The sequence below is a fragment of the Williamsia sp. MIQD14 genome (assembly GCF_051025635.1).
Classification (GTDB): Bacteria; Actinomycetota; Actinomycetes; order Mycobacteriales; family Mycobacteriaceae; genus Williamsia_A.
The window spans coordinates 591,175-603,285 of sequence record NZ_JBPFDG010000002.1; the positions used below are offsets into that span (position 1 = coordinate 591,175).

General features: G+C 65.2%; 15 protein-coding genes. 7 read left to right on the plus strand and 8 right to left on the minus strand.

Going from position 1 to position 12,111, the window contains the following annotated elements:
- Positions 1 to 56 precede the first annotated feature (56 nt).
- Positions 57 to 824 (minus strand): hypothetical protein, encoded by a 768-nt coding sequence (locus ACQ7HM_RS10275; protein ID WP_434216155.1) that lies wholly within the window; start codon positions 822 to 824, stop codon positions 57 to 59.
- Positions 824 to 1,582 carry a hypothetical protein gene (locus tag ACQ7HM_RS10280; protein ID WP_434216156.1) on the minus strand — a complete coding sequence of 253 codons (759 nt, stop codon included), beginning with the start codon at positions 1,580 to 1,582 and terminating at the stop codon, positions 824 to 826. Before ACQ7HM_RS10280 ends, ACQ7HM_RS10275 begins: the two co-directional genes overlap by 1 nt.
- Positions 1,583 to 1,846: 264 nt before the next feature.
- On the opposite strand from ACQ7HM_RS10280, the gene ACQ7HM_RS10285 reads away from it, so the two are divergent.
- The 5 genes from ACQ7HM_RS10285 to ACQ7HM_RS10305 all read left to right on the plus strand — a co-directional run bounded on the left by ACQ7HM_RS10285 (position 1,847) and on the right by ACQ7HM_RS10305 (position 5,140).
- Positions 1,847 to 2,182, plus strand: coding sequence for a WXG100 family type VII secretion target (locus ACQ7HM_RS10285; protein WP_434216157.1), 336 nt, complete (start codon positions 1,847 to 1,849; stop codon positions 2,180 to 2,182).
- Positions 2,183 to 2,311: 129 nt separating this feature from the next.
- On the plus strand, positions 2,312 to 2,635 hold the full coding sequence (locus ACQ7HM_RS10290; RefSeq protein WP_434216158.1) for a WXG100 family type VII secretion target: 324 nt from the start codon (positions 2,312 to 2,314) through the stop codon (positions 2,633 to 2,635).
- On the plus strand, positions 2,635 to 2,925 hold the full coding sequence (locus ACQ7HM_RS10295; protein WP_434216159.1) for a WXG100 family type VII secretion target: 291 nt from the start codon (positions 2,635 to 2,637) through the stop codon (positions 2,923 to 2,925). Before ACQ7HM_RS10290 ends, ACQ7HM_RS10295 begins: the two co-directional genes overlap by 1 nt.
- Positions 2,925 to 4,454 carry a hypothetical protein gene (locus ACQ7HM_RS10300; RefSeq protein WP_434216160.1) on the plus strand — a complete coding sequence of 510 codons (1,530 nt, stop codon included), beginning with the start codon at positions 2,925 to 2,927 and terminating at the stop codon, positions 4,452 to 4,454. Before ACQ7HM_RS10295 ends, ACQ7HM_RS10300 begins: the two co-directional genes overlap by 1 nt.
- On the plus strand, positions 4,451 to 5,140 hold the full coding sequence (locus tag ACQ7HM_RS10305; protein ID WP_434216161.1) for a hypothetical protein: 690 nt from the start codon (positions 4,451 to 4,453) through the stop codon (positions 5,138 to 5,140). The genes ACQ7HM_RS10300 and ACQ7HM_RS10305 overlap by 4 nt, the downstream gene beginning before the upstream one ends.
- Before the next feature lie 77 nt (positions 5,141 to 5,217).
- Here ACQ7HM_RS10305 and ACQ7HM_RS10310 read toward each other — a convergent pair whose 3' ends face one another.
- A complete protein-coding gene (locus ACQ7HM_RS10310; protein WP_434216162.1) occupies positions 5,218 to 6,135 on the minus strand; it encodes an LEM-3-like GIY-YIG domain-containing protein in 918 nt (305 codons plus the stop codon).
- Positions 6,136 to 6,364: 229 nt separating this feature from the next.
- Here ACQ7HM_RS10310 and ACQ7HM_RS10315 point away from each other — a divergent pair, with 229 nt between their 5' ends.
- Positions 6,365 to 7,459 (plus strand): alkene reductase, encoded by a 1,095-nt coding sequence (locus tag ACQ7HM_RS10315; RefSeq protein WP_434216163.1) that lies wholly within the window; start codon positions 6,365 to 6,367, stop codon positions 7,457 to 7,459.
- A gap of 34 nt (positions 7,460 to 7,493) precedes the next feature.
- Here the strand turns inward: ACQ7HM_RS10315 and ACQ7HM_RS10320 are convergent, their stop codons facing one another.
- Positions 7,494 to 8,576, minus strand: a complete 1,083-nt coding sequence (locus ACQ7HM_RS10320) for an AAA family ATPase (RefSeq protein ID WP_434216164.1) — start codon at positions 8,574 to 8,576, stop codon at positions 7,494 to 7,496.
- A gap of 161 nt (positions 8,577 to 8,737) precedes the next feature.
- Here ACQ7HM_RS10320 and ACQ7HM_RS10325 point away from each other — a divergent pair, with 161 nt between their 5' ends.
- Positions 8,738 to 9,775 carry an aliphatic amidase gene (locus tag ACQ7HM_RS10325; RefSeq protein ID WP_434216165.1) on the plus strand — a complete coding sequence of 346 codons (1,038 nt, stop codon included), beginning with the start codon at positions 8,738 to 8,740 and terminating at the stop codon, positions 9,773 to 9,775.
- Between the two features lie 55 nt (positions 9,776 to 9,830).
- Here ACQ7HM_RS10325 and ACQ7HM_RS10330 read toward each other — a convergent pair whose 3' ends face one another.
- The 4 genes from ACQ7HM_RS10330 to msrB all read right to left on the minus strand — a co-directional run bounded on the left by ACQ7HM_RS10330 (position 9,831) and on the right by msrB (position 12,044).
- A complete protein-coding gene (locus tag ACQ7HM_RS10330; RefSeq protein WP_434216166.1) occupies positions 9,831 to 10,190 on the minus strand; it encodes a hemophore-related protein in 360 nt (119 codons plus the stop codon).
- A 105-nt stretch (positions 10,191 to 10,295) separates the two neighbouring features.
- Complete coding sequence (locus tag ACQ7HM_RS10335; RefSeq protein WP_434216167.1) at positions 10,296 to 10,835, minus strand: hypothetical protein; 540 nt, start codon at positions 10,833 to 10,835, stop codon at positions 10,296 to 10,298.
- Positions 10,836 to 11,025: 190 nt separating this feature from the next.
- Entirely contained in the window at positions 11,026 to 11,574 is a 549-nt protein-coding gene (gene msrA, locus ACQ7HM_RS10340) for a peptide-methionine (S)-S-oxide reductase MsrA (RefSeq protein ID WP_434216168.1), read from the minus strand.
- Positions 11,571 to 12,044 carry a peptide-methionine (R)-S-oxide reductase MsrB gene (msrB, locus tag ACQ7HM_RS10345; protein ID WP_434216169.1) on the minus strand — a complete coding sequence of 158 codons (474 nt, stop codon included), beginning with the start codon at positions 12,042 to 12,044 and terminating at the stop codon, positions 11,571 to 11,573. Before msrB ends, msrA begins: the two co-directional genes overlap by 4 nt.
- Positions 12,045 to 12,111: the final 67 nt, after the last annotated feature.

Genomic DNA, 12,111 nt, shown 5'->3' on the forward strand with positions numbered 1-12,111 from the left:
TACGAGATCAACCCGAGCCATCGGATGCCCGAAAGCGACTCTCGCCACCGGGGCCGTCACGCCGCCTGTGTCCGTGGCCGGGCTACGACGCGGACTTCGATGCTCTCACCGACCGCGACCTCTCGGTCGGGGGTGAAGAGCAGCATCTCGCGAATCAGCTCAGGGCTGTAAGCGTCGCGCGTCGCGGGATCTGCTTCTGCCAAATGCCGCAGGGTCGAGTAGAGCGAATTGGCTTCCAAGCCGAAACACATCGTGGGAAACAGGACACGCTTGGGCGCTTGCGCCAACGTCATCTCCAGCTGAGGAAACGCCAGCTTTCTGATCTGCACGAGCGCGAAGTCGGCGTCGACCAGTGGGGTGGCGAAACGACCAGCCACCCCGACGCTGTCGCGAGAAAGGCGAAGGGTCCCGCGATTCCTCAGGGCGTGGATCAACGTCGCGAACACCAGGAACCACGCCAAGGCCGCGATGTAAGGGAGCCGTGCTGCGCCGCCGGTTATGGAGCCAGCGAAGACCGGCACGGTGAGCGATACGGCTGCAATGAGCATCATCACAGGGAAAACCCAGTGCGAGTGTGTCCACGGCTTCCTCTGACGCGCCTCGATTGAATCGGTCAGAGTAATCAGCCGGGGTGCCGGCGCCATGAGTGCCGGATAACCGGCTACGAGGAATGCGACGGCGAAGCCCGTGATCCAGTAGTCGCCGAAGAGCGCCGACACCGCCCCGATGAATACCATCAGCACAGCCAGAATCAGGAACGACAGAAGACTGCGTGTTCGCCTGTCCGCTGCCTTGTGCCACGTGAATTCGGCGGTGTCGATCATCAGTCGAACAACGCTCCAATCCCTTTCGACGTGGCGACGGCCACCACGCCGCCCACAACCACGCCGGCGACAGCCCCCACAGCTGTACCGCCGACGGGAACGACGCTTCCGACGAGAGCGCCGGTTCCGGCGGCAGCGCCGATACCCGCCAGCGCCCCGCCCGCCTCTTTCGCGACCGCAACGCCGACGTCGTCACCTCCGCCTACGTCGGAGACGATCGCGGGAATCATCATCGCAACGTTGCCGACCACACCGACTCGACTCAACTTGAGGACGTTGATCTCTGTGAGCCAGGGGCGCAAGCTACTGTCCGCGCTGGTCAGCGCCTGCGCTCCGTACTTCGCCAGCAGATCGGTCTTCGCGCCCGCAAGCGCGCCGACCACAAACGAATCGACATCCGCGCCGGAAACTTTCCACACGGACTTCATGCCGTCGTCGGTGACCTTCGACAACGCCTCCGCGAGCTCGTCGTCCACACGATTGGCCTCCGCCACGAGCTTGTCGACTCTGGCTTGTAACTGTTCGATGTTGCGATTGACCTCTGAGATCTCCTCATCGGAGAACCCCGCCGTGGAAGCCGCGACGGTGACAGTGCTTGTTTCGGCGATCACTCGCAGACCTTGACTCGACGCCGTCATGGTGATGTCGATCAGCGCTCGCACCAGGCCCTCGACCGGCGCCTGGGCAATGGTGGTCGCCCCGCCGAGGATCTTGGTGGCGGCTATGTACCGATCTGCGTCCTTGCGGCAGTCTCTCATTGCCCACTTTGCGCTACTCGCTGCGGTTCCCGTCCAACTCTCCAAACCCGGGAGCCCAGCAAGCGGATGAACGGCATCATCGACTGCGACGGCCAGTCTCTGACTGGCAGTCGCGACCTCGCCGACGGCGACCGGGTCCCATCGCGCTATGTCAGCAACCTGTAGACCACCCACGAGCCGACGCCCTTTCCGTCTCTGCGTACCTCTGGCAGCGACTCAAGTTACCGTAAATTCGTACGCAGACGATCGAGGAGGCGCATCGCGATGCCTGACGACGAATTGACCGTTGACGCGGCCGATCTAGGTCACGCTGCGAGCCAGATAGACAGCGCTCGCGCTGGAGTTCACGATGCGGCGGCGACCGCCTACGCAGCTTTTGACGCGGAAGCTTCCGGCTGGGTAGGCGATTCGAAGAAGGCGCTGGAAAATGCCGTGCGTCAACTCACCGAACATTCCGACCACCTCGCTGAGCGGCTCGATACGCAGTCACACAGGATCAACTATGCGGCCGATCGCTACGCGGAGACCGAGCGTCGGAATGCTGAGCGACTAGGGAAGGTTGATGCAGCCTCAAAGCCCCGGCTGAATCTCGACCACTAACACTCTGCCGCCCTGCGGCAAGTCCCATTTGTCCGAATCGTCGCAGGTCAGGGTCGCTCCTTCGTCTTGCGTACCGTATTGTCGGCGAACGATTCGCACGTATGCCCGGCAGACGCGAGAAGAGGCCCGATGTCTGAACTGAAGGTGTCCACCGACGAGGTCAGTCGCGCATCCCAGAGCGTTCGCGCCGCTGCCGACAACCTCGACGACCGGGTTCGCTCGCTCACCGAGCGCGTGGACGGTCTGCTGAACGGCGGGTGGAAAGGCCAGGCCGCCGACGCGTTCCGCAAGGACTGGGAGCAGTGGCTGCACGGCGCGAAAGAGGTCGTGGGTGGTCTCGACTCGACGTCGTCGTTGCTCGCCTCCAACGCGAGCACCTATTCCGGTCAGGAGTCGTCGAACGCCTCGACCGTTGGCACCAGTGGCTCCGGCCTGCTGAACCTGGACCTCTGATGGCGCAACAGTTCACGATCAACACCGACGAACTCGCCGACATCGTCGCCGCGATGGCTCGGTTCGATTCTGACGCCGAGACTGTCTGCTCCGACGTCGACAAGACCGTCGCCTCACTGCACACCACCTGGACCGGCGAGGCCGCCGACGCCCAGCGCGCGGCCCACGACCGCTGGACAAAGGGTGCAGCCGAGATGCGTTCAGCTGTCGCCGAACTGCGCACAGCAGGCGACACCGCGCACACCAATTACACCGCCGCGGTCACCGCGAACACGGAGATGTGGGGCTGATGCCGACTCTCGTCGTCGATCCCGTCCAGTTCACCCACGCCGCGAGCGGAATGACCGACGTCGCGCGATCAACCCAGTCGGCCGCAAGCACCTTGGCTGCGGCTCTGAGCGGCTCCGGCGGGATGGGTGGTTCCGACAACGCGGGCGCCGAATGGTCGAACAGCTACGACGAGGGCGCCCGCGCAGCATTGAGCGCGGTCGCGTCTGCGGTCGGCGCGGCAGGCAACGTTGCGACCCGGCTGCACGCCACCGGCGCCAACCACGCCCAAGCCGACGCCGCTGCGACCATCGGCGGCAGAGGAGATGCTGCGCTGCCCGCCGCGCCCACTCCCCCGACGATGTCCGCCCCGTCACCGCCCTCGGCCGCGGGCGGCAGTGGTGGAGGACCGCCCGGATGGTCGTTGGTCGAGGGACTCGTCGGATACGTGTGGCCCAACGGTCACCAGGACCGGTTGCATGCCGCGGACGCCGCGTGGCAGGCCACCGCCGCGCAACTGCAGGCTGCGGCCCGTCCCGTGGCGGGTGCTGCCTCTGCGGTGTCCGCGCAGAAGAGTCCCGAGTGTGGTGCCGCAGCCACGGCCTGCACCGACACCGGCCAGCACCTCAGCGATCTCGCGTCGGTGTGCACCGAACTGGGCGCCTCCTGCTCGGAGTACGCGGCCCATCTCGACCAGGCCCACCACGAGATCATCTCCACTCTCAAGGAACTCATCATCGAGACCGCCGCCATCGAAGCCGGCGGAGCCGTGTTGGCGTTCTTCACCGCCGGCCTCGACGAGATTGCCGCCCAGGCCGCCGTCGCTGCCCGCATCGCCACCGCTGCCGCGAAGATCCGTCGGGTCATCGAGGCCCTCATCGAGGCAGCCCGCGCCGTCGCGGCCGCGGTGAAGGGTTTCGCCGGACGCGCAGCGGAGGTGCTGTCGAAGCTCGAACCAATGGCCACCGGCGCGGTCAAGACTGCTGCGTCGGCCGCGGCAAAAGCCGGACGAGCGGGCGCCTCGGCGGCCGCGGATGCCGGTCGCACCGCGGCGTCAGCAGTCGGGACGACCGTGCCCAAGGCGGTGAACGCGGTCGCCAAAGGCGCGGCACAGAATGCCTCCATCGGAGCGGGCGTGGAATTCGGCAAGGAGGGAGTCGAGTCGCTGGCTACCGGCGAGAACAAGCTCGACCCCACCAAGATCGCATCGCAGGGCGCCTTCAGCATGCTCACCGGCCCGGCTGGCAAGGCGGTGAGCGAAAGAATCCTTCCCAGAGCCGTAACTCCACTCGGAGAAAAAGCGGAGGAATCAGTTCTCAGATCGGGTACGCGGCAGGTCCTTTCGACCGCGACATCGGCTTCTGCAAACGCCACGCAGCAGGAGCTGCACTCCTTCATCAGTCCCGACACTGCGGAGAAGGTGGAGGGCACGTCGCTCGTCCAGACTGCGAAGGATGTTCCCGAAGCACTCAAAAATACGCCGGCCGCTGTCGAACAGTTGCAGACCCAGCTCGACGGACTGGCGGACAAGGCGAAGGATGAGGGCCGATGACGGCGCAATCGACCGGACTCAGCCCAACGGAAGGGAAGCGCGGGCCCTCGCAGCTCAAGAAGGAAAAGAATCCCGCTCATCTTCTCGTCGTCAGGCCCGAGAAGGCCAAGTTCCGGATGTCGGCAACCGGTCCGGATGCAACCGGCCGAAAAGTTGCCCTGCTGTGGATCAATCACCCGGATAGGCCACGCCGTGAGCCGGTTACCGTGTCAGCAACCCAGACCACTACAGAGCCGCTCTACACGCTGACTCGCCCGCGGTTCGGGAGCCGCATCACAGAGGCGAAAGATCCACACGGGCAGGTCATTGCGATCGTCAAAGCGCATCGATTCCGTGCGGTGTTCCAAACTCACTGGACGATTCACTCCGCGTCGGGGACGAGGCTTTTCTCAGTGACCGAGCGCCTTCGCGATGCAGTGTGGCGCCGAACTCTGGGTGTGCCGAGCAGGCTCACCGGTGATGCCTTCTTTCTTGCGGTTCCTGGGATGCTGATCAGTCTTGTCAAGGGGCCGACACAGATGCGGATAAAGACAGCAAATGGCGAGAGCCTCGGTGTCATCACCTTCAGCCCCGGAGTCATCAAGCCTCGCGAGAACTTTCGGATCTACCTGGACAATTCCCCGTACCCACTCGACAACCCCCAGTTGACTGCGGGGGTACTCGCTGCAATGCAGCGGACCATCTAGCGCGCACAGGCGGTCGGAGACGTCCATCGGTCGGCACAGTCCGTAGGGCTGGCATTTATGCGGGAGGATAGGCAACTTCAGCCACTAATCGGGTACGGCCAGTAGCGGTATTGCGCTTGCTCACCCCTCTTTTTCGGCGGTATTCGGTGACCGTTTGGACCAATAACCTCTTCCCACAGAGGTCCCTCGGTCACGGCGGTCACACTAAAGCCCTTTCGTTTCGAAGCCCTGCCGGCAGATGTCTTTGATTCGGTGACTTTGAGAGAGTCCGGTTCGATCTTGAATAGCCCGCGAGTCACTTGCCGATAGCAGGCGACCATATGACGGATGCCTTCTTTTTCTACTCGCAGCTCGTTCAACTTCCACCAACAGCACACTGACTCGCCCAACACACCCAACTCTGGTGCAAGCACAGAGGGATCAACCCACTCCTTCTTGAAACCAGACCCAGTCCGGTAGCCGCCGCCTGGTAAACGCTCCGACGATTCTGTCCACTGCCCCAGCGTGACCAGCAGTAAGGGCTCTTCGGCTGTCAGCTTCGGCGCCGAGAACTCCCGAACAAGGTCACTGAGGCGAATTACTCCGTTTGCCGCGCCAGAACCGCGGACTTTGTTTGTTAGATCGACGCCACCTGTCAGCGCGCGTCGGCGATCTGGCGGGTTGAGGGAAGCGATGGGGAATGTTCTCAGAAGGTCAATAACAGTCGCCTCGACTGCAGAGTACTCGTTGGGCGTCATCCCGTATCGCAAGATCCATACTTCGGGTTCCAAGTGCTCGGATCGAATGCTGTTAATACGAGCGAGTTTCGCGTGCTCTTCGTCTGCCGAGTCGTCGCCTAATTCGGACCAATGGGTGGCGTCAAGTCCATGTTGCAGGACCCGCGAATTCGTCCCCTTTCCAATATAAAACGGCACACCATCTCGAGGGTCGACCAGTGCGTACACGTAGCGCTGAAGGAGCGACGCGATATCAGCCTCGATTTTGGTCGGCCTCATGAAAGATTCCTTCTTCAAGATTTCGATTTTGGTAGCACTCGCGCAGTAGCCTATGTCCGGCTGAGGAGGGGCATGCGTGTTTCGACACGCGAACCTTGCGGCTGGAGCGTCTGTCAGTCGCTCGCGTGTGTTGGCTACCGTCGCAGCATCGGACCACTCCTACCGGGAGCGACAGTGACGTGCGTCGCATCGGGGACTGTCTGCGAACCCCCACCGTGTTGACCCGTGCATGACCTACACGCTCAACGCTGATTCACCGCTGCTCCAGCCGTTCGATTCCGGTGTCATCCACACGCCGCACCGCGTGTTCATGGCGCCCCTGACCCGCCTGCGTGCGGAGCCCGACGGCACGCCCACCGATCTGCAGACCGAGTACTACCGCCAGCGCGCGGGTGCCGGACTCATCATCACCGAGGCGACGCAGTCGAGTGCATCGGCCGGTGGCGCGTACATGAACACCCCTGGCATCCACAACGATGCGCAGCAGGCGAAGTGGGCCGAGATCGCCGAGGCCGTGCACAACGAGGGCGGCCAGATCTTCGTCCAGACCTGGCACGTCGGTCGCGTCGCGCACCCCGACCTCCCCGGCGGCGACCCGGTCGGCCCGTCGGCCATCGCCGCCGAGGGCACCGCCCACGGACCCAACGGCACCGTCGACCTCATCGCGCCACGCGCCCTGGAGACCAGTGAGATCGCCGGCATCGTCGACGCCTTCCGCAGCTCTGCTCGCCGCGCCATCGACGCCGGCCTCGACGGCGTGGAGATCCACGGCGCCAACGGGTACCTGCTGCACCAGTTCCTGGGTGACGACAGCAACCAGCGCACCGACGAATACGGCGGCTCGCCCGCCAATCGCGCGCGCATCGTGATCGAGGTCGTCAAGGCCGTCGTCGACGAGATCGGTGCCGACAAGGTCGGTATCCGCCTCAGCCCCGGCCACAAGGCCAACGGGATGAACGAGTCCGACACCGTGCCCGTGCACCAGGAGCTGCTGCGCGCCATCGCCGACATCCCGCTCGCGTACGTGCACTTCCTCATCGAGCCGACCGACCCGGTTCTCGCGACCCTGCGTCCCGAGATCAAGGTCCCGTTCCTGCTCAACACCGGCTTCGCGATCGAGTCCGATTTCGCGCAGCTCGAGAAGCTCGTCGCCGATGGCACCGCCGACGCGGTCATCGTCGGCCGCTGGTACATCTCCAACCCCGACCTCGTGGAGCGACTCAAGCAGGGCGCCGAGCTCACCGAGCCCAACCAGGCCACGTTCTACGCGCCCGGCGCCGAGGGCTACACCGACTACCCGTCGCTGGAGACCCAGAACGCCTGACGCTGTACCGCACGACTGCAACGCCCACCGGCCTTCAGGGTCGGTGGGCGTTCTGCGTTGCCTGGGCGCGCACCGGTGCCGCGGTCACCGACACTCCCGCCGAGCCAGCATCGGCGACGACGTGCCCGAGCACTCCCCCGTCTGCGGTGGCGAGCAGCGTAGCGATCGGCGCATGCAACTCCGTGCGGATCACCCGGTGCAGCGCACGGGCACCGTAGCGCGCGTCGAAACCGGCGTCGACGAGTTGGGTACGAGCACGATCGGTGACGGTCGCGTGGACGCCACGGGCGGCGAGCGCCGCGATGAGATGGTCGACCTCCGCGTCGACGACGCGGCGTGCGTCGGTGTCGTCGAGCGACGTGAACGTGATGACTTCATCGAAGCGGTTGAGCAGTTCGGGATCGAAGAAGGCACGCACCGCGTTCAGCACCACGTCACGTTCCGATCGCGACCCACCACGGAACCGACGAGCCACCGACGTCAACAGGCCCACCGGCGAGCGAGCGACCGGGCGCTGCAGATCGTGCACGTCCCGTGACCCCAGATTCGATGTCAGCAGGATGATCGCGTTGCGGAAATCGATCGTCGAGTTGCCCGACGCCAGGCGCAGCGTGCCGGTGTCGACAATCTGCAGCAACGCACGCAGCACGGTCGGATGTGCCTTCTCCACCTCGTCGAACAGCACGACCCCCGGCCGCGACACCGTGCCCTCGACCATCTCACGGTCGAACAGGGAGAACTGCTCCTTCGAGCCGGCGTACCCCGGTGGTGCCCCCGACAGCGACGCCGCATAGTGCTCCTGGGCGAGGGAGTTCATGTCGATACGGCACAGATTGTCGGCGTCTCCACGTACGTGGTGGGCCACCTGGCGCGCGAGTTCGGTCTTGCCGACACCGGTGGGGCCCACCAGCAGCAGCGACGCGATCGGACGCCGCGGGTCGCGCAGGCCCACCGCGGCGATGGTCATTGCCCGCACCACCGCGTCGACGGCGTGGTCCTGACCGATGATCGACCCACGCAGACCCTCGGCCAACGCTGCGGGTGATCGCAGGTCGCCGAGCCGGAACCCGGCGGTCGGGTCCAGAGCGCGGAAACGCTCGTTCATGTATCCCGACATCACACCCTCCGTCTGTTCCCCTGCGAACCTAGAGCACCCGCCACGCATGCGCAGTGGGTGAAAGTCGTTCACGCACCGCGAACCTCGCGGTAACAGCACGGTCATGGCGATCGCTCTAGCGTGAGGGTGCACGCCCACCCACGGCCCCGTCAGGAGCGCACATGCGACACGGAGACATCTCCTCCAGCCCGGACACCGTCGGGGTGGCGGTGGTCAACTACAAGATGCCGCGGTTGCACACCCGCGCCCAGGTGCTCGCGAACGCGCAGTCGATCGCGCAGATGGTCGTCGGCATGAAGAGCGGTCTGCCGGGTATGGATCTCGTTGTGTTCCCTGAGTATTCGACGCAGGGCATCATGTACGACCCCGACGAGATGTATGAGACCGCGTCGGTGATCCCGGGCGACGAGACCGACATCTTCTCCGCCGCCTGTCGGGAGGCGAAGACGTGGGGCGTCTTCTCCATCACCGGAGAGCGCCACGAGGATCATCCGAACAAGCCGCCCTACAACACCCTGGTGCTCATCAACGATCAGGGCGAGATCGTGCAGAAGTATCGAAAGATTCTGCCGTGGACACCGATCGAGGGGTGGTACCCGGGCGGTCAGACGTACGTGAGCGATGGGCCGAAGGGCTTGAAGATCTCGCTGATCATCTGCGACGACGGGAACTATCCGGAGATCTGGCGGGACTGCGCCATGAAGGGCGCCGAGCTGATCGTGCGGCCGCAGGGATACATGTACCCGGCCAAGGAGCAGCAGGTGTTGATGGCCAAAGCGATGGCGTGGGCCAACAACTGCTATGTGGCCGTGGCCAACGCCACCGGCTTCGACGGCGTGTACTCCTACTTCGGCCACAGCTCGATCATCGGGTTCGACGGCCGCACTCTCGGCGAATGCGGCGAAGAGGAGTACGGCATCCAGTATGCCCAGCTGTCACTGTCGACCATTCGCGATGCGCGTCGGTACGACCAGTCGCAGAACCACCTCTTCAAGCTCCTGCACCGCGGATACACCGGCGTCTTCGCCGGCGGCGACGGCGACAAGGGGGTCGCGGAGTGTCCGTTCGACTTCTATCGCAACTGGGTCACCGACGCCGAGGCCACCCAACGTGCCGTGGAGGCCATCACCCGCGACACCATCGGCGTTGCGGAATGCCCGGTCGGAGAGCTCCCCACCGAGAAGGTGATGGAGGCCTGATGCACCCGGCACTGTGCCCGGCCGACTGAGGTCGACCGGGCACAGCGGTGGCGTGTCACCGCTTCGGGTGGCACTCCCTGTGGTGGTCACGAATCGGTGTGCGAGCCTGACGGAGTTCCTTGAACTCTTCTCGATGGGTCTTGCGGAACGCACGGATCTCGTTGCGCCGCTGATCCTTCGGCAGGGTGCGCACGTGGGCGAGTTCAGCGGCGAGATCCGGGTGACGGGCGAGGACGCCGGCGATCGCGGGCGCGGCCTGCGCCACGGCGGCCGCGCGGGCCTGCGGTGTGCACTGCGCGGGCGCGGCCGATGCGGTCGCGGCGGGAATTCCCGCGGCCAGTCCGACCCCGAGTGCGACGGCTGCAGCCGCGCCCACCCGTCGAGTCCAGATGGCTGTGTGTCCGGTGGCTGTCATGGTTCTCCTCACGTGTCATCGCTGTGATGCACGGCCGAATCTCGCGCGAAAACCTGTGTTCAGCCTGAGAACGTCGGAATTGTCGCGGAGACCTTCAGAGGACCTTCAGGTGACGAGCGTCGGAGTGTCAGACAGCGCTCCACGGTGCATACGCCCAACCGACGAGGGTCCACCTGCCGAGGTTGGCCGACGGCAGGATCTGGTTGTTGGTGCCGTCGCCATACCCCGCGCGAAGCCCTGCACACCCCCGCTCTCGTACTGGCCGTTGCCGATGGCGATGTCGACGTGGTCGCCGTCCTCGCCGCGGGAGAACACCAGGGCACCGGGCGGCGCCGGCAGCGTGGCGTGGCCCTGCCCACGGGCGGCGAGGGCTTGATAGAAGGCCAGAGCGCCATCGTGGGGAATCCCGGTGGCCGTGGTCTTCCCGTACGCGGCGTCGACGAAGTCCTCGCAGCCGTAGTTACCGAACCTGTTGATGTGCAGCAGAGTCGCGCCGCGCACCAGGGCCGCTCCCCCGTTCGCGATCGCCGGGATGTTCGGGATGTCGGCCTGGGCCGCCGGTGCGGTGGCGCAGGTGATGGCGACGGCCGATCCGAGTGCGGCGAGAACCGCTGCGGACTTCTTCGTCAACGAGATACGGGGCATGGTTCCAGAGTCTCACTGATCACCCGCAAGCACCGTCCGCCGATGGAATCAACAGGCACTTGCCACGAAACACCCAGAGGCATGGGCGTTTTGCCCGATAGATCGCATTCACACGGACTTGAAACCCGGACACGAGAGCGCCCACCGCTCCGGGGAGGAACGGTGGGCGTACGCCGTGGTGCGAAAAGACTCAGCTGGCGGTGGCCTCGTCACGCTTGGGGAGCACCCAACCGGGACGCACGTAGTGGCAGGTGTAGCCACCGGGGTTGCGGATCAGGTAGTCCTGGTGCTCGGGCTCGGCCTGCCAGAACGGGCCGGCGGGCTCGATGGTGGTGACGGCCTTGCCGGGCCACAGACCCGAGGCGTCGACGTCGGCGATGGTCTCGCGCGCCACCCTCTCTTGCTCGGGCGACTGCGGGAAGATCGCCGAGCGGTAGCTCGAGCCGCGGTCGTTGCCCTGGCGGTCCTTGGTGGTCGGGTCGTGTGCCTGGAAGAAGAACGCCAGGATGTCGCGGTAGGTGGTCTGCGACGGGTCGAACACGATCTCGACGGCCTCGGCGTGGCCAGGGTGCTTGCGGTAGGTGGCGTGGTCGTTGGTGCCGCCGGTGTAGCCGACGCGGGTGGAGATCACGCCGGGACGGCGACGGATGAGGTCTTCCATGCCCCAGAAGCAGCCGCCCGCCAGGACGGCGGTCTCGGTGCCGGTTGCGGTGGTGACCTGGCCGGTGTCGGTGCTCATCGTGTGTGCTCCTCAGTGGTGGTGGGGGTGGTGAACAGGGTGCGGTACTCGCCGTAGCCCTGGGCCTCGAGCTCGTCGACTCCGACGAACCGCAGGGCCGCGGAGTTCATGCAGAACCGCTGGCCGCCTTCCGATCGGGGGCCGTCGCCGAAGACGTGGCCGAGGTGGCTGTCGGCGGTGGCCGAGCGGACCTCGGTGCGCTTCATCAGCAGCTTGCGGTCGGTCTTGGTGGTCACGGCGTCGGACTCGATCGGCTTGGTGAAGCTCGGCCAACCGGTGCCGCTGTCGTACTTGTCGGTCGAGGAGAACAACGGCTCACCCGACACGACGTCGACGTAAATCCCGGGCTCGTGGTTGTCCCAGTACTCGTTGGCGAACGCCGGCTCGGTGCCGTCCTTCTGAGTCACCCGGTACTGATCGGGCGTCAGTCGGCTCACGGCCTCGCTCGTCTTCGCGTACTTCGTGGTCATCGATACCTCCTTGGAACACCGCTGGCTGCGGCATCTCCTCTTCCAACGTACGAGCCGCCTGATTTGG

Coding starts and splice junctions, on each gene's coding strand:
- ACQ7HM_RS10275 (WP_434216155.1), bottom strand. CDS start 824: ATGATCGACACCGCCGAATTCACGTGGCACAAGGCAGCGGACAGGCGA.
- ACQ7HM_RS10320 (WP_434216164.1), bottom strand. CDS start 8,576: ATGTCGGGATACATGAACGAGCGTTTCCGCGCTCTGGACCCGACCGCC.
- ACQ7HM_RS10290 (WP_434216158.1), top strand. CDS start 2,312: ATGTCTGAACTGAAGGTGTCCACCGACGAGGTCAGTCGCGCATCCCAG.
- ACQ7HM_RS10300 (WP_434216160.1), top strand. CDS start 2,925: ATGCCGACTCTCGTCGTCGATCCCGTCCAGTTCACCCACGCCGCGAGC.
- ACQ7HM_RS10315 (WP_434216163.1), top strand. CDS start 6,365: ATGACCTACACGCTCAACGCTGATTCACCGCTGCTCCAGCCGTTCGAT.
- ACQ7HM_RS10310 (WP_434216162.1), bottom strand. CDS start 6,135: ATGAGGCCGACCAAAATCGAGGCTGATATCGCGTCGCTCCTTCAGCGC.
- ACQ7HM_RS10335 (WP_434216167.1), bottom strand. CDS start 10,835: ATGCCCCGTATCTCGTTGACGAAGAAGTCCGCAGCGGTTCTCGCCGCA.
- msrB (WP_434216169.1), bottom strand. CDS start 12,044: ATGACCACGAAGTACGCGAAGACGAGCGAGGCCGTGAGCCGACTGACG.
- ACQ7HM_RS10295 (WP_434216159.1), top strand. CDS start 2,635: ATGGCGCAACAGTTCACGATCAACACCGACGAACTCGCCGACATCGTC.
- ACQ7HM_RS10285 (WP_434216157.1), top strand. CDS start 1,847: ATGCCTGACGACGAATTGACCGTTGACGCGGCCGATCTAGGTCACGCT.
- msrA (WP_434216168.1), bottom strand. CDS start 11,574: ATGAGCACCGACACCGGCCAGGTCACCACCGCAACCGGCACCGAGACC.
- ACQ7HM_RS10280 (WP_434216156.1), bottom strand. CDS start 1,582: ATGAGAGACTGCCGCAAGGACGCAGATCGGTACATAGCCGCCACCAAG.
- ACQ7HM_RS10325 (WP_434216165.1), top strand. CDS start 8,738: ATGCGACACGGAGACATCTCCTCCAGCCCGGACACCGTCGGGGTGGCG.
- ACQ7HM_RS10330 (WP_434216166.1), bottom strand. CDS start 10,190: ATGACAGCCACCGGACACACAGCCATCTGGACTCGACGGGTGGGCGCG.
- ACQ7HM_RS10305 (WP_434216161.1), top strand. CDS start 4,451: ATGACGGCGCAATCGACCGGACTCAGCCCAACGGAAGGGAAGCGCGGG.